The sequence below is a fragment of the Rhodococcus sp. 2G genome (assembly GCF_001886355.1).
In the GTDB taxonomy this organism is placed as follows: domain Bacteria; phylum Actinomycetota; class Actinomycetes; order Mycobacteriales; family Mycobacteriaceae; genus Rhodococcus; species Rhodococcus pyridinivorans.
In genome coordinates this window covers 1450654-1471381 of the sequence record NZ_CP018063.1, presented here as the reverse complement: position 1 = coordinate 1471381, position 20728 = coordinate 1450654, and the positions used below count along the sequence as shown (strand labels likewise).

The following is a 20728-nucleotide window of genomic DNA, read 5'->3' as shown; positions in this document are numbered from 1 at the left end:
TCAGCCGGCCAGCTCGCTCAGACGGGCACGGAAAGCATCGAGTGCGGCCGGGATACCGGCCGGATCCGACCCTGCGCCCTGAGCCATGTCGGGCTTGCCGCCCCCGCGACCACCGATCGCGGGACCGAAGCTCGCGACGAGGTCGCCTGCCTTGATGCCCTTCTCCTGCGCAGCCTTGGTGGTGGCCACGACGAAGGGCACCTTGCCACCGGCGTTGCCGAGCAGCAGCACCACGGCGGGCTCGGTGCCGAGCCGGCCACGGACGTCGGATGCGAGTGTGCGCAAGTCGTTGCCGGCGACATCCTCCGGGGCGGCCTCGGCCACGACGAGCACGTCACCGACGCGCTGCGCCTTGCCCGCGTACGTTCCGGCTGCGGCGGCGACGTTCGCGGCGCGGGTCTTCTCGAGTTCCTTCTCGGCGGCCTTGAGCCGATCGAGCAGGGCCTCGACACGTCCGGGCACCTCCTCGGAGGGAACCCTCAGGGTCGAGGACAGGCCCGCGAGCAGCGCGCGTTCCTTCGCCAGGTGGCGGTACGAGTCGAGACCGACGTACGCCTCGACCCGGCGGATGCCGGAACCGACGGACTGCTCACCGAGGAGCGTGACGGTGCCGACGTGCGAGGAGTGCTGCACATGCGTGCCGCCGCACAGCTCCATCGAGAACGGGCCGCCGATCTCGACGACGCGGACCTCGTCGCCGTAGTTCTCGCCGAACAGGGCCATCGCGCCCATCTTCTTTGCCTTGTCGAGGTCGGTGACGAAGGTGTTGACGGGATAGTTCGCCGCGACGGCCTCGTTGGTGACGGCCTCGATGTCCTGCTTCTGCTGCTCGGACAGGGCGCCGGGCCACGAGAAGTCGAAGCGCAGGTAGCCGGGCTTGTTGAGCGAACCGGCCTGCACGGCGTTGGGGCCGAGCACCTCGCGCAGCGCGGCGTGGACCAGGTGGGTGCCGGAGTGGCCCTGGGTGGCGCCCTTGCGCCACTCGGGATCGACCTGCACGAGGACGGCGTCGCCTTCGACGACCTGGCCCTCGAGCACCGTGACCTTGTGGGTCCACAGTTGCTTGGCGATCTTCTGGACGTCGTCGACCTTGATCTTCAGGCCCGGGCCGGTGATGCTGCCGATGTCGGCGATCTGGCCGCCGGACTCCGCGTAGAGGGGGCTGCGATCGAGGATCAGCTCGACCTGCTGGCCCGCGCTCGCCGCGTGCAGGCGCTCGCCACCGGTGATGACGGCGAGCACGTGCGCCTCGGTCACCAGCTCGCTGAAACCGGTGAACTCGGTGGGACCGCGGTCGAGGAGTTCCTTGTAGACGGTCAGGTCGGCGTGGGCGTGCTTGCGGGCGCGGGCGTCGTCCTTGGCGCGCTGGCGCTGCTCGGCCATGAGCGATCGGAAACCCTCCTCGTCGACGGTCAGGCCCGCCTCGGCCGCCATCTCGAGGGTGAGGTCGATCGGGAACCCGTAGGTGTCGTGGAGGGTGAACGCCTCCGTGCCACCGAGCACATTCCTACCCTGCGACTTCACGGTCTCTACAGCGCCTTCGAACAGCTTGCTGCCGGTACCGAGGGTCTTGAGGAAGGCCGTCTCCTCGCCCACCGCGACGGTCTCGATGCGCGAGAAGTCGGTGTCGAGTTCGGGATAGGACGGGGCCATGGTGTCGCGCACGACCGCCATGAACTCGCGCATGGTGGGCTTGTCGGCGCCGAGCAGACGCGCCGAGCGCACGATGCGGCGGAGCAGGCGGCGCAGCACGTAGCCGCGGCCGTCGTTGCCGGGGTTGACGCCGTCGACGATGAGCATCGCCGCGGTGCGGGCGTGGTCGGCGATCACGCGGAAGCGCACGTCGTCGTCGTGCTTCGCGCCGTAGACGGCGCCGGTGAGTTCGGCGGCCTTGTCGATCACGGGGCGCAGCAGGTCGGTCTCGTAGACGTTCTCGACGCCCTGGAGCAGGAAGGCGACGCGTTCGACACCCATGCCGGTGTCGATGTTCTTCTTCGGCAGCGGGCCGAGGATCGGGTAGTCGTCCTTGGCACCACCCTCACCGCGCTCGTTCTGCATGAACACGAGATTCCAGATCTCGATGTAGCGGTCCTCGTCGGCCTCGGGGCCGCCTTCGACGCCGTAGGCGGGGCCGCGGTCGTAGAAGATCTCGGAGCACGGACCGCACGGCCCGGGGATGCCCATCGACCAGTAGTTGTCCTTCATGCCGCGACGCTGGATGCGTTCCTCGGGAACGCCGACCTTGTCGCGCCAGATCGAGAACGCTTCGTCGTCGTCGAGATAGACCGTCGCCCACAGCTTCTCGGGGTCGATTCCGTAGCCGCCGTCCTCGACGGATCCGGTGAGCAGCGACCACGCGAAGGTGATGGCCTCTTCCTTGAAGTAGTCGCCGAACGAGAAGTTGCCGGCCATCTGGAAGAAGGTGTTGTGGCGGGTGGTCTTGCCGACCTCCTCGATGTCGAGAGTGCGCACACACTTCTGCACCGACGTGGCGCGGGTGTAGGGCGGGGTCTGCTGCCCGAGGAAGTAGGGCACGAACGGGACCATGCCGGCGTTGACGAACAGCAGGTTGGGATCGGCGAGGATCAGCGACGCGCTGGGCACCTCGGTGTGTCCCGCCTTCACGAAGTGATCGAGAAAGCGCCTGCGGATCTCGTGGGTCTGCACGTCGATGGTCCTTTGTGGTCTGGCGATGGTGTGAACTTCCCGGGACGGGCGGTCGACCCTGTCGATCGGCCGTTCTTCAGCTTATCGCGCCGCCGAAAGCGGCCGCGGTACGGCGCCGTGAGTACTCGGCGGACGGCGTCACCGCTCACCGCGCACGATGCGGCGCAGCTTGGGCAGGCGGGCCGACAGCTCCCGTTCCACACCGCGACCGGTCGGCTCGTAATAGTCGACGCCGACCAGCTCGTCCGGGGCGTACTGCTGCGCGAGCACGCCGTCCGGGTGCGCGTGCGGGAACTTGTAGCCGATCGCGTTGCCGAGCTTCTGCGCGCCCTGATAATGACCGTCGCGCAGATGGGCGGGCACCGGACCGGCCCTGCCCGCCTTCACGTCGGCGATCGCGGCGCCGAGCGCGGCGGTCACCGAGCCCGACTTGGGTGCGGTGGCGATATGGATGGTGGCCTGGGCGAGCGCGAGCTGGGCTTCGGGCATCCCGACCTGCTGCACGACCTGCGCTGCGGCGACCGCCGTCTGCAGGGCGGTGGGATCGGCCATGCCCACCTCCTCGCTGGCCTGGATCATCAGGCGGCGGGCGATGAAGCGCGGGTCCTCTCCCGCGACGATCATCCGGGCCAGATAGTGCAGGGCCGCGTCGACGTCGGAGCCGCGCAGCGACTTGATGAAGGCGCTTGCGACGTCGAAGTGCTGATCGCCGTCGCGGTCGTAGCGCACGGCGGCCTCGTCGATGCTCGACTCCACGGTCGCGAGGTCGATGACGGCCGCGTCGCCACCGGAGACGGCGAGCGCCGTGTCGGCGGAGGCCTCGAGCGCCGTCAGGGCACGGCGGGCGTCGCCCCCGGCGAGCCGGACGAGGTGGTCGAGGGCGTCGTCGTCGATCTCGACCGCACCGGCGAGTCCACGGGCGTCGGTGCGCGCACGTTCGAGCAGTGCCCGGATGTCGTCGGGCCCGAGCGGCTGCAGTTGCAGCACCAGCGAGCGCGACAGCAGCGGGGCGACCACGGAGAACGACGGGTTCTCGGTCGTCGCGGCGACGAGCAGCACGATGCGGTTCTCGACGGCGGCGAGCAGCGCGTCCTGCTGGGTCTTGGAGAAGCGGTGGACCTCGTCGATGAACAGCACGGTCTGTTCGCCGTGGGTGAGGCGCCGACGTGCCAGGTCGATGACGGCACGCACGTCCTTGACGCCCGCGGACAGGGCGGACAGCGCTTCGAACCGGCGTCCGGTGGCTCCGGAGATCAGTGAGGCCAGGGTCGTCTTCCCGGTGCCGGGCGGACCGTAGAGCACGACGGAGGCGGCTCCCGATCCCTCGACGAGCCGCCGCAGCGGTGCTCCCGGTTCGAGCAGGTGCTGTTGCCCGACCACCTCGTCGAGACTCGCCGGTCGCATGCGCGCAGCGAGCGGCGCGTTCGCGCCGCCGGCCGCGACGGGTTGCCGGCGGACCTGCGGTTCGTCCTCGGGTTCCGGTTCGCGTGGCGCCTCGAACAGGGCGTCCGGTTCGGCAGACGGGTCGTTCGCCCCGAAAAGATCACTCACGCATCCGACGCTACAAGCTCGCACCGACGCCCGGTCGGCGGCGGTGTTCGTCGTTCGCATGGACGGATGACCGACCGTGTGGTCGGATCTTGATCGTGCCCACGACACCGACCGCCGAACATGTGTCCCGCCGCGCCGTGCTCCGGTCGTCGATTCTCGCCGCCGGTGCTGCGGCCTTCGCCTCGACCTCGCAGCACGCGCAGGCATCTCCCGCCGTCTTCGCGCACGGCGTGGCATCGGGAGATCCGTTGCCCGACGCGGTGATCCTATGGACGCGGGTCACACCCTCGCCGCAGGCGGCACCCGGCTCGGGCGCGGGACCGGACGTCCCGGTCACCTGGGAACTCGCCCGCAGCAACAGCTTCGACACGCTGGTCGCGAGTGGGACGGTGACAGCGAGTTCCGTCTCCGACCACACGGTCAAGGTCGACGCCCGCGGGCTCGCACCGGGCACGACCTACTTCTATCGATTCCGCGCCGGCGGTGCCGTCTCCCCGACCGGCAGGACGTTCACCGCGCCCTCGCCCGACGCTGCGGTCGCACGCCTGCGCTTCGGGGTCGTGTCGTGCGCCGACTGGGAAGGCGGTTTCTTCTCCTCCTACCGCCACCTCGCCGCACGCGACGATCTCGACGCCGTGGTGCACCTCGGCGACTATCTGTACGAGTACGCGGCCGGGAAGTTCCCCGTCACCGGTGGCCGCGGAGTTCGGACGCACGAGCCCGCCCACGAGATCGTGAGTCTCGCCGACTACCGCATCCGGCACGCGCAGTACAAGACCGATCCGAACCTGCAGTCGCTGCACGCGAAGGTGCCGTGGATCGTGATCTGGGACGACCACGAGTCGGCGAACGACGCCTGGGCGGGCGGGGCGGAGAATCACGATCCCCTCGTCGAGGGCGACTGGGCCCCCCGCAAGGCCGCGTCGGTGCAGGCCTACGACGAGTGGATGCCGGTTCGCCCGAACGGCGGACGGCTCTACAGGCGCCTGCGGTACGGACGGCTCGCCGACCTGTCGATGCTGGATCTGCGGAGTTATCGCTCCGAGCAGGTCCTCGGAGCCGGACGGCAGGTCGACGATCCGAGTCGCACGATGACCGGACGGGACCAGATGGAGTGGCTCACCGCAGGCCTGGCGAGCTCCCCCACCCGGTGGCAGTTGATCGGCAATTCGGTGATGTTCTCGCCGATCGTGTTGCCGCCCCTCGATCCGCGGACCACCGGAGCACTGACCGAACTCGTCGGAGTGCCGGCTGGAGGTCTGCCCTTCAACACCGACCAGTGGGACGGTTACACCGCGGACCGTCGACGGTTGATCGACACCATCACGGCGGCGGGACTGCGCAACGTCGTCTTCCTCACGGGCGACATCCACACCTCGTGGGCGATGGACGTCCCGGTGGACGCCGCCGACTATCCGGGTGCCGGCACCGTCGCCACGGAGTTCGTGGTTCCGTCGGTGACGTCGGCGAACATCGACGAGTTGCTGGGTGTGCCCCCGCGGAGCCTGTCTCCCGCGCTGGAGGCGACGGCGACCGCGACGAATCGGCACGTGCAGTTCGTCGAACTCGATTCGCACGGTTACGGGGTACTCGACGTGACTCCCGATGCGACGCAGATGGAGTGGTTCTTCATCGGCGAGCGCACGGATCCGAACGCGGCCGCGCACCGCGTCGCGGGATACCGGGTGGCCGACGGCGCGACGAGGATCGAACCCGCCGCTCCGCTGGTGTAGACGCCGGTCGGCGCCCGCCCGATCGACCGCTCTACCCGGCGGTGCGGTCCTGGAGGTGGGCGAGCACGTCGCGGGCGTGTGCGGCGACGTCGTCGTGGCCTGTCGCGGTGGCGAACTCGGCGAGCAGCGACCAGCGGGCGCGGAGCGCCGGGATGCGCGGCACAGACAGTCCGTGTTCGCGTACCGAGGCGATCCGCGCATGGTCCTCGGGCAGGAACAGGTGCGTGCTCAGCCAGATGCACGCGAGCAGGGCGTCGAGCAGCCGCTCCTCGAGCACCTCGTCGTAGGCCAGCTGCGGCCACATGGCGACGACCTCGGCGCGCCACGCGTCGGCCATCGCACGGATGCGATCGACGGACAGCGGCACCGAGCACAGGCACAGCGGGAAGGAACTGAGGGCGTACGCGATGTCCAGGGTCGCGTCGCGGAAGCCGCCCCATTCGTAGTCGAGGAACTGCACACCCTCGTCGCCGACCACGATGTTGTCGGGGCACAGGTCGGACGGGCTGAAGGCCCGGAAACGCCCGCCGGTGAACAGCTTGGACGCCCGCTCGGCACGCTCGCGTACCGACTCGGGCACCGACAGGCCGAAGTCGGCCTCGAGGAGCTCGGGCACACCCCGCACGGCATCGAGGGCCTGCTGGGACACGGCGTCGGCGACCCGCGCGACGTCGGCGCGACGCAGCAGCGCCGCGAAGTCCTCCTCGCGGCCGACGGTCGCCGCATGCATGCGCCCGAGTGCCTGGGCCAGTGCCATCAGGGTGTTCCCGGCGGCCTCGGAACTGTTGCGGAGCACCTCCGACAGGGTGGTCGCGTCGCCGAGGTCGCTGAGGACCAGCAGGCGAGCGTCGAAGTCGTAGGCGAGCAGTTCGGCGCCCGGACGGTGATCCTTCGCGAGGGCCGTCGTGAACTGGTAGGAGACCGCCTCGCGGAGGAAGGCGATCTGCTCGTCCGTCTCGGAACCGCGGAAGTCGACGTGGCCGGTGCCACGAGAGGGCGGTACCTGCTTGAGGACGAGAGTGCGCGGGAGCGAGAACGGATTGGCGGCCACTCGTACCCGTACGACCACCGAGCGGCCACTGCCCCCGAGATCCACGGGATCGGTCAGGGTCACCGTGGCGCCGGTACGGCGGGTGAGCAGCGCTTCGGCGGCGTGAACCACCTCGGACACGGGGTCTGCCAATGTTGCGGTCATCACTGCCCAATCTACAGGTTCTCGGTCACGACGAGGTCCTCCACAATGCTCGGATCGAGCAGGACCTTCTTCACCCGTGCCCGGCCCACCAGGTCGCTTTTGTCTGCTTTGCGAGGGGAAATCGCTGTTCATCCGGGTGTGTCCCCGTCCGCGCCCCCCGCTCCGCTCCTCGGACGCCGATCACGATCGGGACACGTCACGATCATTCCGGTGAAAGGTGTGTCACCTTCTGAAAACCACGGGCGGTGCCACGATCCACCGCAGCCTTCACGACACCGAAGATCAGACCCTGGAGGGCGGCCGCGATCAGCACGTCCCGGGTGCGCTGCGACAGATCCTGAGGCTCGGGCCGTTCGTCACTGCCGCCGACCTTCTTCCACACTTGGTTGAAGACGGCTCCGGCGAGGATGCCGCCTCCCACACTGGCTGCGAGAGCGAGCGGCTTGTAGAAGATCACGCGTGCGTCGGCCATGGATACCTCCTCGATCCGTCGCCCCCGTTGGCGCCGGACCGACGGAGTACCCGGGCAGGATCCTCACAAACCTCATCGGGCCCACGAACCTCACTCGGGAGCACCACCGGACGGCACACACGCGGCGCGGTGCCCCCGTCCGGAGACGGGCGACACCGCGCCATCGACAGCTACGGGTGATCAGGCCTTGTCAGCGCCCTCGGTCTCGGGTTCGGGCACGAAGTCGATGCCTGTCTCCTTGCGCTGCTCCGGCGTGATCGGGCCGGGTGCATCGGTCAGCGGATCGACACCGCCACCGGACTTGGGGAACGCGATGACCTCGCGGATCGAGTCCATCCCGGCGAGCAGCGCGGTGATGCGGTCCCAGCCGAAGGCGATGCCGCCGTGCGGGGGCGCGCCGTACTTGAACGCCTCGAGCAGGAAGCCGAACTTCTCGTTCGCCTCCTCCTCCGAGATGCCCATCACCTTGAACACCCGCTCCTGGATGTCGGGGCGGTGGATACGGATCGAGCCGCCACCGATCTCGTTGCCGTTGCAGACGATGTCGTAGGCGTACGCCAGCGCCGAACCCGGATCGGTATCGAAGGTGTCGATGTACTCGGGCTTGGGCGAGGTGAACGCGTGGTGCACCGCGGTCCACGCCGAATGACCGAGGGCCACATCACCGCTCGCGGTCGCGTCGGCCGCCGGCTCGAACAGCGGGGCGTCGACCACCCACACGAACGCCCATGCGTTCGGATCGATCAGATCGAGCTTGCGGGCGATCTCGTCGCGGGCGGCGCCGAGCAGTGCACGCATCTGCTTGGTGGGACCGGCGGCGAAGAAGATGCAGTCGCCGGGGTTCGCGCCCACGTGCGCGGCGAGACCCTCGCGTTCGGCGTCGGTGAGGTTCTTGGCGACCGGACCGCTCAACGTGCCGTCCTCACCGACGAGCACGTAGGCGAGACCCTTGGCACCGCGCTGCTTGGCCCACTCCTGCCATGCGTCGAGCTGACGACGCGGCTGGCTCGCGCCACCGGGCATGACGACGGCACCGACGTACTCGGCCTGGAAGACGCGGAAGGTGGTGTCCTTGAAGAACTCCTTGCACTCCACGAGTTCGATGCCGAAACGCAGATCCGGCTTGTCGGTGCCGAAACGGCGCATGGCCTCGGCGTAGGTCATCCGCGGGATCGGGGTCTCGAGTTCGTAGCCCACCAGGCGCCACAACGCGTGCAGCACCTCCTCGGCGAGGAGGATCACGTCGTCCTGATTGACGAACGCCATCTCGATGTCGAGCTGGGTGAACTCGGGCTGACGGTCGGCGCGGAAGTCCTCGTCGCGGTAGCAGCGGGCGATCTGGTAGTAGCGCTCGATGCCACCGACCATGAGCAGCTGCTTGAACAGCTGCGGGGACTGCGGCAGAGCGTAGAAGTTACCGGGCTGCAGGCGGGCCGGGACCAGGAAGTCGCGCGCACCCTCCGGCGTGGAGCGGGTGAGGGTCGGGGTCTCGACCTCCACGAACTCGTGGTGGGCGAGCACCGCGCGGGCAGCAGCGTTGACCTTGCTGCGCAGACGGATGGTCTTGCCCGGCTTCTCGCGACGCAGATCCAGGTAGCGGTACTTCAGGCGCGCTTCCTCGCCGACCTGATCGTCGAGCTGGAACGGCAGCGGGGCGGCCTCGTTGAGAACCACGAGCTCGGAGGCGTCGACCTCGATCGCACCGGTCGGGATCTCGAAGTTCTGGTTGCCCTCGGGGCGGACCTCCACCTTGCCGGTGATCCGGACGCAGTACTCCGCGCGGAGCCGGTGCGCCTGCTCGAGGACGCCGGCGCTGCGGAAGACCACCTGCGAGACACCCGAGGCGTCGCGCAGGTCGATGAAGATGACCCCGCCGTGATCGCGTCGCCGGGCAACCCAACCGGTGAGGGTGACTGTCTGCTCGGCGTGCTCGGCTCGCAACGAGCCGGCGAGATGGGTGCGCAGCACGGAATTCCTTTCGAAACGATCAGCGACGGGTTCGTCGGCTGTAATCCTACGAAAGACACGATCGGCCCGAGCGCACCCGTACCGAATAGTTCGTGCCAAGCTTGTCCGAATCCGACGAACACAGGAGAAAGCGGCGGCGATGACGTTCAGAGAAGGTGCACGCATGGATGCGGGCCGTGTCCGTACCGGCGGCGGTGGGCGTGGCGGAAAGCTCGCTCTCGGTGGCGGGGCCGGCGGCCTGATCGTCATCATCCTGGCGCTGCTGTTCGGCGGCGATCCGTCCTCGCTGCTCGGCTCGGGAATGCCCGACACCTCCGGCGATCCGCAAGCCGAGAGCGCACTCGAACAGTGCGAGGTCGGTGGCAGCGCCGCGAACGAGAACGTCGACTGCCGGGTGCTCTACACCGTCGGGTCGCTCGACTCGGTGTGGGAGCAGCAGTTCGCGACACAGACCGGCGTGGCCTATGTGCAGCCGGAGGTCGAGATCTTCACCTCGGCCACGTCCACCGGTTGCGGCAACGCCACCAGCGACATCGGGCCCTTCTACTGCCCGGCGGACCGGACCGCCTACTTCGACACCAGCTTCTTCGACGAACTCGAGACACGGTTCGGCGCCAGTGGAGGTCCGCTCGCGCAGGAATACGTCGTCGCCCACGAGTTCGGGCACCACCTGCAGAACCAGCTCGGCGATCTCGGTCGCGCACAGGCCGACCCGCGCGGCCCCGAATCCGGCGCTGTCCGTACGGAACTGCAGGCCGACTGCTACGCCGGGGTGTGGGCCTACCATGCCGACAAGCTGCCCGAGCCGACCACCGGAGAGCCCTTCCTCGTGCCGCTCACCGACACCGACATCCGCGACGCACTGTCGGCCGCGTCGGCCGTCGGCGACGACCGGATCCAGCGGGCCGCCACCGGCCGGGTGAACCCGGAGGGATGGACTCACGGGTCGTCCGAGCAGCGTCAGGCCTGGTTCCTGGCCGGATACCGCACCGGCCGGGTCGACGCGTGTGACACCTACTCGGCACGCGATCTCGACAACCCGCCGGCACTGCGCTGAGTTCCGCGGTGTCGTGAACCGCAGAGCGAGCGCCGGGACGCCGTCACGCGACGGTGACGGTCATGTTCGCGCGGTCGGCGACCAGGTCGGCATGCTTCCGCATGCGCAGCGAGATGGGCCAGGTACCGGCGCGGCGCGCCTTGAAACAGAAGACCCGCTCGCCGGTCCCTCCCGGCAACGGGTTCTTCGACGGCAGGAATCGGATGTCGCGAAGGACGAGTCCCTCTCCGACCCTCGACGTCGACCAGCAGTAGTCCCGGGAGGTGTTCTCAGGGAGATGCAGTTCGATCGTGTCCCCGACACCGACCGTGACATCCTTCGGACCAGTGGCGATGTGCTTCATGACCTCAGGATAGCCCGCGAATGTGATCTTCCTCACTCTCGTGACCATGGCGCTAGCACACCCGTCGCGACCGCGATGTGTGATGGGACACAAAACGGGGCATTCGTTCTGCATGCACGAAGAACGAGCCGGAATCACACGCAGCGACGCGGTGATGGGAGGACGCCTTCTCGCTCTCGCACACGAGAACGGCTACAGCGAACTGACCGAAGAGGTCGCGGCGCTGGTGTCGAGCCCCGGTTCGGACCCGCCGTCACAGATCACTCCCCCGCTCTACGGGAACGTGCTGAGGTGGACGGTCTCGACGATCGCCGACGTCGTCGTCGACAAGATCGGCCCGCAGGTGCGTGGCGACGAGAGCTTCGAACTGACCATCCGGACCGAGAGCGGCCGTCACGTCCGGCCGGAGGAACTCCCGCAGCCGGAGAGCACCGTGATGAAAGCGGTCGTCGACGCGCTCGCCGGCGACTCGGTCGCGGCCCGCAGCGAACTCGACGAAGTGGTCTTCGCCATGGACTGGGCGTCGCAGATGAAAGCGCTGGTCGAGGCGGTGCTCTGGCTCGACCGGCTTCTCGACACCCCGGTACCGGACGGGAACGACACACCGCCCTGGTGACCCCCATACGCGGATGGGCGTGAACGGCGAGCGATGCCCGCCTTCACTCCCCTGACCCCCGAGGCACTCACGGCCTCCGTCGCCGATCGCGCCGAGGCGCTCACCGGAAGCGTGTGCATCGCCGTGAGCGCACCGGACGCGGCAGACCCGGTGGAATTCGCACAGCGTGTCGCGACGGAACTGAGAACGCGGGGCCGCGCAGCGGACGTCGTCGATCTCCACGATTTCGTCCGGCCCGCATCGCTCCGGCTCGAGCACGGACGGACCGATCCGTACAGCTACCGCCACGACTGGTTCGACTACGCCGCGGTCGACCGAGAGGTGCTGCACGCGGTACACGAACATCGACGATGGCTTCCGCGGCTGTGGGACGAACGCACCGACCGTTCGGCGCGCGAGCGCCCGCGTCGAGCGGCGGAGGACCAGATCCTCGTCGTCGCCGGCCCTATGCTTCTCGGCCGTGGTCTCGACTTCGATGTCACCGTCGTCCTGACGATGTCCCGGGGCGCGCTCGAAAGGCGCACGCGCCCCGAGGATCACTGGACGATCGACGCGGTGCTCGAACATGACGCGGTGCTCGAACATGCAGTGCTCGAACATGCGGTGCTCGAACATGCAGGAGCGGACGCGGACGTCCTGGTGCGCTACGACCACCCCACCCGCCCGGCAGTGCGGACGCGATCCGACTGAGCGGTCCTGCCGTCGCGGATCATCGCCCCGATCGAGGCTTGGCCAGGACCCGGTGAACCGCCGAGGTCACCGCGTCGGGCGCCACCGTGCCGAAGACCGCCATGGATTTCGCGAGCACGGAGCCGGGCACCACAGTCGCCTCGCCGCGCATCAGAGCGGCATAACCGTCGCGCGCGACGTGCGCAGGATCGTCCTTGGGCGCCTTCCCGAGGATCGTGTCGAGCATCCCGGCACGTGCGAAAAAGTGGGTGTCGGTGGCACCGGGGAGCATCGCGGTGAGCGTGACCCCGCTACCGTCGAGTTCCTTGCGGACGCCGTCGGTGAAGGACTGCACGAAGGCCTTGGACGCGTTGTACACGGCCTGGTAGGGGCCGGGCATCTTCGACACCACCGACGAGGTGACGAGCATCCGGCCCGAGCCCGCCCGCAGCATGTCGTTCAGTAGCAGGTGCGCCAGATGCACCGTCGAGCGCACGTTGACGTCGACGATCGAGAGGACGTCCCCGAGCTCTGCGTCGACGAACGCCCCGCCGATCCCGACACCGGCGTTGAGCGCAGCCGCCGCCGGGACGCGACCTCCGGCCGTCGCAGCCTCGTGGACCGCCCGGACCCCTTCCGGAGTCCTCAGATCCGCGTGGACCGACACCACCTCCGCGCCGGACGTCCGCAGGTCTGCGGCGACCTCGTCCAGAGCATCCGATCTCGCCGCGAGCACGAGGTCGTATCCGTCGGCCGCGAACAGGGCCGCCAACTCCCGGCCTATGCCTCGCGATGCTCCGGTCACCAGAGCGAGAGGTCGAGCGTCGTTCATATCTCCTCCTCGGCACGTCTGGCTCGCGGGTACCCACACCCCGCCGGGTCGACACGGGGCCGGGATCTCGCAACCGTTTGGGGCGGGCACGTCCTCGGGTATGCGGAGGGCACCCTGCGCGCGCAGTCCCTTCCGAGTTCTGGAGTCCACTTGCAGCACAAGATGTATCGGTCGTCGTCCGACATTGCATCGGAGGATGCACGCGAGGAACTCTGCGCCGCCGCGCAGAAGGTGTTCGGCTGGGACACGCTGCGTCCCGAACAACTGGACGCGATGGTTCCGCTGCTGGGCGGACGCGACGTCCTCGCCGTGATGGCCACCGGCTCCGGGAAGTCCGCGATCTATCAGGTGCCCTCGCTGCTGCAACCGGGGGTGACGGTCGTCGTCTCGCCCTTGATCGCGCTCCAGAACGATCAGATCGCCGGTCTGGACCACTCGGAGGCACCCGAGGCGGTCGCGATCAATTCGCGCCAGCGCGAGACGGAGAACGAGGCGAACTGGCGGGCCGTGCTCGAACATGATGCCGACTACGTCTTCCTCGCCCCCGAGCAGCTCGCCAAGGACGAGGTCCTGGAGCGTCTGAGAAGCGTGGAGGTCTCGCTCCTCGTCGTCGACGAAGCGCACTGTGTCGCCATGTGGGGCCATGACTTCAGGCCGGAATATCTACGCCTGGGAGACGTGGCCGAGGCCCTGGGCCGGCCACCCGTCGTCGCGCTCACCGCCACCGCCTCACCCCCGGTCCGCGAGGACATCGTCGAGGCGTTGCGCATGCGGGATCCGCTCGTCGTCGCCGGTGGTTTCGACCGCCCGAATCTCGACATCGAGGTGCGCAGGCACACTGACGACGGCGAGAAGCGACGCGCCGTCGTCGAGGCCGTGGCGTCCCTGCCCGGTCCCGGCATTCTGTACGCCGCGACCCGCAAGGACACCGAGCGATACGCCGAGGCCCTGCGTGAACGCGGGATCGACGCGTGCCCGTATCACGCCGGGATGCGCGCGGCCGAGCGCGGGGACGTTCACCTCGGATTCCTCGACGGTCGCTGCGATGTCGTGGTGGCGACCTCCGCCTTCGGTATGGGCATCGACAAGCCGGACGTGCGTTTCGTCGTGCACGCCTCGATACCGGACTCGGTCGATTCCTACTACCAGCAGATCGGGCGCGCCGGACGCGACGGGGAGCCGGCCACCGTCCTGATGTTCTACCGTCCCGAGGATTTGTCGCTCGCGACCTTCTTCACCACCCACAACCCCGACGAGGAGCTGATCGGCCGGGTGTTCTCGGCGGTCCGCTCCGCGTCGCCGATGAGGCTCGGACGGCTGCGTACCGAGCTCGACGTGCGGGGGCGGAGACTGGCCAACGCGGTGAACCTGCTCGAACGGTGCGGAGCGCTCGTCTCCGGCCGGCATGGACTCTCCGCCGCCGACATCCCCCGACGGAAGGCGGTCGAGCACGCACGCGAGACGGCCGCGTCGGGCGAACGACTGGACCGATCGCGGGTCGAGATGATGCGGGGCTACGCCGAGACTCGCGGTTGCCGCCGCCGGTTCCTGCTCGGGTACTTCGGCGAGACGCTGTCCGACCCCTGCGGCCGGTGCGACACCTGCCGGGACGGCGCGTCCGACGAGGTTGCGACGGTATCCGTGCTTCGGGGCGCCGATACTGCCCCGGCGTACTGCGAGACGTCCGTGTTCGCCCCGAACACGCATGTCGTGCATGCCGAGTGGGGACCGGGAGTGGTGATGACCTGCGAGCACGATCGCGTCACCGTCCTGTTCGACAGCGAGGGTTATCGGACACTGTCGCTCGATGCAGTCGCCGCGTCGGGGGTGCTGAAGGTCGACGACCCCGCACCGGCAGAGCCCGTACCTGCCCATGCCGAAGAACCCGTGGCGTGAGGGGCCACGGGTTCTCCGGATCCCGTCATCACGACGGGTGGGTACGGATCAGGGGCGAACCGTGCCCGGGGTGGTCCGCGTGCGTGTCAGGAGCACACCGAGCGCGATCATGCCCACGCCCAGGACGAAGTGCAGCCAGTCGTCCGCGGAGTTCACCGGCACGAAATTGGCGCCGCTGTCCTTGTCGATGATCAGGCCGTAGATCCAGAGCACCAGGAGTCTGCACCGGTGTTGCCGTCATCGAGCCGAGGGCGGGTGCGGCACTTCACCCTCTGGCCGGACGGACACGACCGTGTCCGGACACGACGAAGGCCCGCGGGATCAACCCGCGGGCCTTCGAGTCTGCGAGGCTCAGGCCTGGCTGCTGCCGAACGCATCGCCGGCCGCATCAGCAGAACCGGTGAAGAAGTTCAGCACGTCGAACAGGTCGGACAGGTTACCGAAGAGGTCGACAAGGAACTCGAGTGCAGGCACGGGCTTCTCCCATCAATGGAACGACATCGAAGTTGTGACGACTCGCGTCGACACGCGATCCAATTGTTACCTGCATTCGACAGCTGCGCAGCGCGAAGAATTGTAATCCGGAACACAAATCGGCCCTAGCAGGGGAAATATGGAGAGTTCGGTGAAAATCGGCCCGATATGTCGTATTATTCGGGGAGTTTCCAGGCCGGACAATACGGCCTATTCGGGGAAGATTCCCATATTACAAGATCGCCTTGTGACCATATCTCCACCCCGCGGGGGGAACTTCCGCCGGTGCCCGTTCGTCCTATCCTGTAAGTACACCTGCCCGCCCGACCCCGAGGGAGTCATGAAACGCCCCAAGCGAAAACCTCGAAGACCCGTCCCGCCCAGATATGACGCTCTGCTCGTCACCCGAGCCCGGTCCCCGAAGTGCTGACCGCCCTCGGAATCGCGGCCGGCATTCTTGTCGTTCTCGCCATCACTGCACTGACCGGCTACTTCGTCGCGCAGGAATTCGCGTACATGGCCGTCGACCGCTCCCGCCTGAAGGCCCGCGCCGAAGGCGGTGACTCGGCTGCAGCCCGCGCACTGGCGGTCACCCGCCGCACCTCCTTCATGCTCTCGGGCGCTCAGCTCGGCATCACCGTCACCGGCCTGCTCGTCGGCTACGTCGCGGAACCGCTGATCGGTAGCGGTCTCGGCGAACTGCTCGGCGGGGTGGGTATCCCCACCGCGGTGGGTGTCGCCGTCGGCACCGTGCTGGCCGTGCTCTTCTCGACGGTGGTCCAGATGGTCTTCGGTGAACTGGTACCGAAGAACCTCGCCATTGCCCGTCCCGAACCGGTCGCACGCCGCCTCGCCCTGTCGACGAGCGCCTATCTCGCCGTCTTCGGATGGCTGATCAAACTCTTCGACGCGTCGTCGAATCTCCTGCTGCGCGCATTGCGCATCGAGCCGGTGCACGACGTCGAGCACTCCGCGACACCGCGCGACCTCGAACACATCGTGGCCGCGTCGCGCGAGACCGGCGAACTTCCGCCGGAATTGTCCACCCTCCTCGACCGGATCCTCGAGTTCCCGACCCGGACCGCCGAACACGCGATGATCCCGCGGTCGCGGGTCGACGTCGTCGAACTGGACGAGCCGGTCGCCACCATCCTCGACAAGATGAGCGAGGGGCACACCCGATACCCCGTGGTGGGCACCTCGTCCGACGATCTGCGCGGTGTCGTGCACCTGCACGACCTTCTCGGCCTCGACACCCCGACGGGCACGGCCGCGGGGGTCTGCCGCCCCCCCGTGATCGTGCCGGCCACGCTGGCACTGCCGGAGGTTCTCACCGAACTGGCCCGGGCCGAGGACGAGATGGCACTGGTGATCGACGAGTACGGCGGGTTCGCCGGCGTCGTCACCCTCGAGGACATCGCGGAGGAACTGGTCGGCGAGATCGCCGACGAGCACGATTCTGCGATGGCCGCCGAGGTCATCCGCCCCGAGGGCGACGGCTGGATCGTCCGCGGCGACGCACACATCGACGAGGTGGCCCGCACCCTCGACCACGAACTGCCCGAGGGCGACTACGAGACGCTCGCCGGCTTGGTCATCACCGAGTTCGGTGGCCTCCCCGAGGTGGGTGACACCGTCCGGATCACACTGGATCCGGATCCCGCCGAACTGCTGAACGGGGACGGCCCGATCCACAGGACCCTGGTGGCCGAGGTACGCGACATCGACAAGCACGTGCCGTCGTCCGTGCGCGTGACCGTTCTGACGGACGAGGTGACCGGCAATGAGTAATCCTGTGGTCGTCGCGGTGGTGACGATCGGCCTGATCGCCGCCAGCGCGTTCTTCGTCGCGGTCGAGTTCGCACTCATCGCGGCGCGACGACACCGACTCGAGGACGCAGCGACGTCGAGCCGCTCGGCGCGGGCCGCTCTGCGCAGCGCGTCCGAACTGTCGGTGCTCCTCGCGGGATCCCAGCTCGGTATCACGGTGTGCACGCTCGCACTCGGTGCGACGACGAAACCCGCAGTGCACCACTGGCTCACGCCGTTGTTCGAGAACTGGGGCGCGCCGCTGTGGCTCGCGGACGTGGCCGGCTTCGTCCTTGCGCTGATCATCGTGACGTTCCTGCACCTCGTCGTCGGCGAGATGGCACCGAAGTCGTGGGCGATCGCCCACCCGGAGAAGTCCGCCACGATGCTGGCGCTGCCGATGCGCGCGTTCATGTGGGTGACCCGGCCGTTGATCGTCCGGTTGAATCATATGGCGAACTGGTGTCTGCGAAAGGTCGGTGTGGACCCGGTGGATCAGGTCGCCGAAGGTCAGGATCCCGATGCGCTGCGGCACCTGGTCGAGCACTCGGCCACCGTCGGCACGCTCGACGAGCGCTATCACGGGCACCTGAGCAGCGCGCTGGAGCTCGAGACGCTCACGCTCGGCGAGATCGTCACGCCGCAGGCCGAGCCGAGCAGCGTGAAGCCGACCTCGACGGCCGTCGAGATCCGTGAGACGGCCCATCGCACCGGGCACCTCCGGTTGCTCGTGCGCGACAACGGCCACGTGGACGGTGTCGTGCACGTGCGCGACAGTCTCCAGGCCGCACCCGGAACCACGGCGACCGAACTGATGCGCCCCGCGCTGACGATCGACGCCGCGACGCCGGTCTACGAGGCGCTGACGACGATGCGGGAGACCAGGAACCATCTGGTCACCGTCACCGAGAACGGACGGATCGTCGGATTGATCACCCTCTCGGACGTCCTGGCCCGGCTGCTGCCGATGAGCGGCGCCACGAGCTGACGTACCGACGTCAGGCCCGTCCCGGATCTCCGGGACGGGCCTGACGTCGTTTCCTGCCCCGGCCGGGACCGTTCAGGAGTGTCCGAGTGCGGCGTGCATCTCCCAGACGATGATCTCGGCGCCGGTGGCTGTGGTGAGCTGTCGGCCGCCACCTCCGGCGATCCGCGCTGCGTCTCCTTGGGCGAGAGGTCCGGCTCCCTCGAGTGCGGCTTCGCCCCGGGCGACGAAGAGGTGCACGAAGGGTGCGTCCGGCAGCGTCACGGGGCGATCCGGACGCATCCGCGCGACGTGCATGGCGGCATATCTGTTGCGGATGCGGATGGCGGAATGGTCGGCGTAGGCGTCCATTCCGGATGCGACCGGCACGAGTCCGCCGGAGAGCAGTTCGTCGTCGATCTCGAGTTGTTCGTAGCCCGGCTCGATCCCGGCTTCGTCCGGCAGCACCCACATCTGCACGAACCGCACCGGTTCGTCGTGCTCGGCGGCATACGACGCAGTGGCACCGGGATGACGCCACGAGTCGTTCTTCTCGGAGTGGAGGATCCCCGAGCCCGCGCTCATGCGCTGCGCGAGACCCGGGTAGATCACCCCGGAATGCCCCGTCGAGTCCTGATGCACGAGCGATCCGCGGAGCACCCAGGTGACGATCTCCATGTCGCGGTGCGGGTGAGTGTCGAAACCGCTTCCCGGACGGACGATGTCGTCGTTGTTGACCATCAGCATCCCGAAATGCGTGTTGTCGGGATCGTAGTGGTGGCCGAACGAGAAGGAGTGCCTCGAATCGAGCCAGTCGATCTTCGTGTGGAGGCGGTCGTCCGCGCGGCGGACGTCGAGAATCGGTGCGGTGCTCATGCGGGGTCCTGTGTCGGGCAGTTCGGATCTGCGGTGGGCGGATTGCGGCGGGGGCGGATACGCGCCTGGGGCAGGGGCGGCGCCGGGAGACGCTCGACCCTCCCGGTGTAGCCGGAGACGCGGCCGAACCGATCGCACCCGCGTTCCCAGGCGTCCCGGTAGGCGACGATCTCGTCGTGGTCGCGGCCGACGAAGTTCCACCACATCACGATCTCCTCGCCGAGGGGTGTTCCGCCGAGGAGGACGATACGTGCGGGTTCGTCGGTGGTGTTGGTCAGTTCGAGGGCCGGCACGCCGGTTCCGGTGTAGCCGAGGGCGGCTCGCGTGAGCACGGTGCCGAACAGCGCGACCGTACCGGTGTCGACGAGCACCCCGTGCTCGAACGACGGGTCGACGTCGAGGGTGATGCTCGCCGCGGGGTCCAGGACGATCTCTGCGCCGAGCAGCGGGGTGTACGTCGTCACGGGCGACTCCTCGCCGGCGAGCGAACCGAGGAAGACCTTGACCTCTGCACCGGGCACCCGAACGACCGGCGGCACGTGGTGCTGGAAGTCGCGGGGCGCATCGCGATGTGCGTCGGGCAGGGCCACCCACAACTGCACGCCGTGCAGTGTCGTGGTCGCGGAGGTGGAGACCTCGGAGTGACAGATTCCGTGGCCTCCGGTCATGAGGTTCAACTCCCCCGGCCGGACCATCGCGTGCACGCCGTGACTGTCGCGGTGTTCGATCTCGCCGGTGAACAGCCACGACACAGTCTGCAGACCGGTGTGGGGGTGCGGTGCGACGTCCATGCCGCCGGTGCGGGAGACGTCGTCGGGGCCGTAATGGTCGACGAAGCACCACGCGCCGATCAGCGAACGCTGCCGTTGCGGAAGCGTACGGCGCACGGGCATGGCCCGGGGGCCACCGAGCGGGACCTCACGCGAGGTGATGATCTCCACGCGGGGGCGGAGCGGGTCGCGGATGGGGAGGTCCTCCGTCCGGCAGCGGATCTCCTCGGGACGGGTGTCGGTGTTGCTCATGCCGCTCGACTCCTCTCGGTGGTCCGTCGGTCGACCCTATCCATTGTGTCACATTTGATTGCGCAGTCAACTAACGCGGGTACACTGGAGATTATGGGAGAAGCGAAGTGGCTCAGCGACGACGAGCAGCGCCTGTGGCGCGCCTATCTGGATGCGACGCGCCTGCTGTTCCAGAATCTCGACAAGCAGCTGCTGCGGGACTCCGACATCTCCTTCACCGACTTCGAGATCCTGGTCCTGCTGTCCGAGGCACCCGACCGCCGGATGCGCATGCGCGACCTCGCGGACGCGAGCACCACGACCCGCAGCGGCATCACCCGCGCCGTCTCCCGCATGGAGAACGCGGGGTGGGTGCGGCGCGTGGAGTGCGAATCCGACCGACGCGGCGCGTGGGCCGAACTCACGGACGTCGGCTACGCGAGACTCGCCGAGGCGGGTCCCGGCCACGTCGGGGCGGTCCGCGAGAACATGTTCGACCTGCTCTCCCCCGCCGACATCGCCCCCATGACCGAGGTCTTCGCCCGCATGCGCGATCGCATGATCGACGGCAGACGGTAGGCCTCCGCCCCGAAGCGAACTCCGTC

Annotated in this window: 18 protein-coding genes and 1 pseudogene; 8 read left to right on the top strand and 11 right to left on the bottom strand. The window is 68.4% G+C overall.

Annotation, left to right across the window (positions count from 1 at the left end):
• Positions 1 to 2667: an alanine--tRNA ligase gene (gene alaS, locus BO226_RS06935; RefSeq protein ID WP_071934868.1), complete on the bottom strand. Its 2667-nt coding sequence runs from the start codon at positions 2665 to 2667 to the stop codon at positions 1 to 3.
• Between the two features lie 138 nt (positions 2668 to 2805).
• Complete coding sequence (locus BO226_RS06930) at positions 2806 to 4218, bottom strand: replication-associated recombination protein A (RefSeq protein WP_024100770.1); 1413 nt, start codon at positions 4216 to 4218, stop codon at positions 2806 to 2808.
• A gap of 95 nt (positions 4219 to 4313) precedes the next feature.
• Here BO226_RS06930 and BO226_RS06925 point away from each other — a divergent pair, with 95 nt between their 5' ends.
• On the top strand, positions 4314 to 5951 hold the full coding sequence (locus tag BO226_RS06925; RefSeq protein WP_071936379.1) for an alkaline phosphatase D family protein: 1638 nt from the start codon (positions 4314 to 4316) through the stop codon (positions 5949 to 5951).
• Positions 5952 to 5982: 31 nt separating this feature from the next.
• On the opposite strand, the gene BO226_RS06920 is transcribed toward BO226_RS06925, so the two are convergent.
• The 3 genes from BO226_RS06920 to aspS form a co-directional block, all read right to left on the bottom strand.
• Positions 5983 to 7146 (bottom strand): kinase, encoded by a 1164-nt coding sequence (locus BO226_RS06920; RefSeq protein ID WP_041803326.1) that lies wholly within the window; start codon positions 7144 to 7146, stop codon positions 5983 to 5985.
• A 202-nt stretch (positions 7147 to 7348) separates the two neighbouring features.
• On the bottom strand, positions 7349 to 7618 hold the full coding sequence (locus tag BO226_RS06915; RefSeq protein ID WP_071934867.1) for a DUF4235 domain-containing protein: 270 nt from the start codon (positions 7616 to 7618) through the stop codon (positions 7349 to 7351).
• A 180-nt stretch (positions 7619 to 7798) separates the two neighbouring features.
• Positions 7799 to 9586, bottom strand: coding sequence for an aspartate--tRNA ligase (gene aspS / locus BO226_RS06910; RefSeq protein ID WP_024100767.1), 1788 nt, complete (start codon positions 9584 to 9586; stop codon positions 7799 to 7801).
• Positions 9587 to 9725: 139 nt separating this feature from the next.
• Between aspS and ypfJ the strand changes: the two genes are divergently transcribed.
• The gene (ypfJ, locus tag BO226_RS06905; protein ID WP_024100766.1) at positions 9726 to 10643 is read left to right on the top strand and encodes a KPN_02809 family neutral zinc metallopeptidase; all 918 of its coding nucleotides are present in this window, start codon (positions 9726 to 9728) and stop codon (positions 10641 to 10643) included.
• 43 nt (positions 10644 to 10686) lie between these two features.
• Here ypfJ and BO226_RS06900 read toward each other — a convergent pair whose 3' ends face one another.
• Entirely contained in the window at positions 10687 to 10986 is a 300-nt protein-coding gene (locus tag BO226_RS06900; RefSeq protein WP_006551419.1) for a protease inhibitor I42 family protein, read from the bottom strand.
• A gap of 112 nt (positions 10987 to 11098) precedes the next feature.
• On the opposite strand from BO226_RS06900, the gene BO226_RS06895 reads away from it, so the two are divergent.
• Both BO226_RS06895 and BO226_RS06890 read left to right on the top strand, forming a co-directional pair.
• Positions 11099 to 11602 (top strand): hypothetical protein, encoded by a 504-nt coding sequence (locus tag BO226_RS06895; RefSeq protein ID WP_071934866.1) that lies wholly within the window; start codon positions 11099 to 11101, stop codon positions 11600 to 11602.
• 33 nt (positions 11603 to 11635) lie between these two features.
• Positions 11636 to 12292, top strand: coding sequence for a hypothetical protein (locus BO226_RS06890; protein ID WP_071934865.1), 657 nt, complete (start codon positions 11636 to 11638; stop codon positions 12290 to 12292).
• Positions 12293 to 12311: 19 nt separating this feature from the next.
• Here the strand turns inward: BO226_RS06890 and BO226_RS06885 are convergent, their stop codons facing one another.
• The gene (locus tag BO226_RS06885; RefSeq protein WP_024100762.1) at positions 12312 to 13103 is read right to left on the bottom strand and encodes an SDR family NAD(P)-dependent oxidoreductase; all 792 of its coding nucleotides are present in this window, start codon (positions 13101 to 13103) and stop codon (positions 12312 to 12314) included.
• A gap of 162 nt (positions 13104 to 13265) precedes the next feature.
• Between BO226_RS06885 and BO226_RS06880 the strand changes: the two genes are divergently transcribed.
• Entirely contained in the window at positions 13266 to 14999 is a 1734-nt protein-coding gene (locus BO226_RS06880) for a RecQ family ATP-dependent DNA helicase (protein ID WP_071934864.1), read from the top strand.
• Positions 15000 to 15047: 48 nt separating this feature from the next.
• Here BO226_RS06880 and BO226_RS06875 read toward each other — a convergent pair.
• Positions 15048 to 15215, bottom strand: a pseudogene (locus tag BO226_RS06875) (DUF4383 domain-containing protein); the annotation flags it as partial.
• Positions 15216 to 15350: 135 nt separating this feature from the next.
• The gene (locus BO226_RS28375) at positions 15351 to 15473 is read right to left on the bottom strand and encodes a hypothetical protein (RefSeq protein WP_016933989.1); all 123 of its coding nucleotides are present in this window, start codon (positions 15471 to 15473) and stop codon (positions 15351 to 15353) included.
• Between the two features lie 423 nt (positions 15474 to 15896).
• Here BO226_RS28375 and BO226_RS06870 point away from each other — a divergent pair, with 423 nt between their 5' ends.
• On the top strand, positions 15897 to 17264 hold the full coding sequence (locus tag BO226_RS06870; protein ID WP_006551412.1) for a hemolysin family protein: 1368 nt from the start codon (positions 15897 to 15899) through the stop codon (positions 17262 to 17264).
• Positions 17257 to 18270 (top strand): hemolysin family protein, encoded by a 1014-nt coding sequence (locus BO226_RS06865; protein WP_170318499.1) that lies wholly within the window; start codon positions 17257 to 17259, stop codon positions 18268 to 18270. Before BO226_RS06870 ends, BO226_RS06865 begins: the two co-directional genes overlap by 8 nt.
• Positions 18271 to 18342: 72 nt before the next feature.
• On the opposite strand, the gene BO226_RS06860 is transcribed toward BO226_RS06865, so the two are convergent.
• Entirely contained in the window at positions 18343 to 19122 is a 780-nt protein-coding gene (locus BO226_RS06860; protein WP_006551410.1) for a pirin family protein, read from the bottom strand.
• Positions 19119 to 20144, bottom strand: a complete 1026-nt coding sequence (locus BO226_RS06855; RefSeq protein WP_064060274.1) for a pirin family protein — start codon at positions 20142 to 20144, stop codon at positions 19119 to 19121. Before BO226_RS06855 ends, BO226_RS06860 begins: the two co-directional genes overlap by 4 nt.
• A 93-nt stretch (positions 20145 to 20237) precedes the next feature.
• On the opposite strand from BO226_RS06855, the gene BO226_RS06850 reads away from it, so the two are divergent.
• On the top strand, positions 20238 to 20702 hold the full coding sequence (locus BO226_RS06850) for a MarR family winged helix-turn-helix transcriptional regulator (RefSeq protein ID WP_024100757.1): 465 nt from the start codon (positions 20238 to 20240) through the stop codon (positions 20700 to 20702).
• The last annotated feature ends 26 nt before the right edge of the window (positions 20703 to 20728 follow it).

Bases quoted from the DNA above. Each gene is read 5' to 3' on its own strand.
- BO226_RS06920 (WP_041803326.1), bottom strand. From the start codon at position 7,146: ATGACCGCAACATTGGCAGACCCCGTGTCCGAGGTGGTTCACGCCGCC.
- BO226_RS06915 (WP_071934867.1), bottom strand. From the start codon at position 7,618: ATGGCCGACGCACGCGTGATCTTCTACAAGCCGCTCGCTCTCGCAGCC.
- ypfJ (WP_024100766.1), top strand. From the start codon at position 9,726: ATGACGTTCAGAGAAGGTGCACGCATGGATGCGGGCCGTGTCCGTACC.
- BO226_RS06900 (WP_006551419.1), bottom strand. From the start codon at position 10,986: ATGAAGCACATCGCCACTGGTCCGAAGGATGTCACGGTCGGTGTCGGG.
- BO226_RS06895 (WP_071934866.1), top strand. From the start codon at position 11,099: ATGCACGAAGAACGAGCCGGAATCACACGCAGCGACGCGGTGATGGGA.
- BO226_RS06890 (WP_071934865.1), top strand. From the start codon at position 11,636: ATGCCCGCCTTCACTCCCCTGACCCCCGAGGCACTCACGGCCTCCGTC.
- BO226_RS06885 (WP_024100762.1), bottom strand. From the start codon at position 13,103: ATGAACGACGCTCGACCTCTCGCTCTGGTGACCGGAGCATCGCGAGGC.
- BO226_RS06880 (WP_071934864.1), top strand. From the start codon at position 13,266: ATGTATCGGTCGTCGTCCGACATTGCATCGGAGGATGCACGCGAGGAA.
- BO226_RS06865 (WP_170318499.1), top strand. From the start codon at position 17,257: ATGAGTAATCCTGTGGTCGTCGCGGTGGTGACGATCGGCCTGATCGCC.
- BO226_RS06860 (WP_006551410.1), bottom strand. From the start codon at position 19,122: ATGAGCACCGCACCGATTCTCGACGTCCGCCGCGCGGACGACCGCCTC.
- BO226_RS06855 (WP_064060274.1), bottom strand. From the start codon at position 20,144: ATGAGCAACACCGACACCCGTCCCGAGGAGATCCGCTGCCGGACGGAG.
- BO226_RS06850 (WP_024100757.1), top strand. From the start codon at position 20,238: ATGGGAGAAGCGAAGTGGCTCAGCGACGACGAGCAGCGCCTGTGGCGC.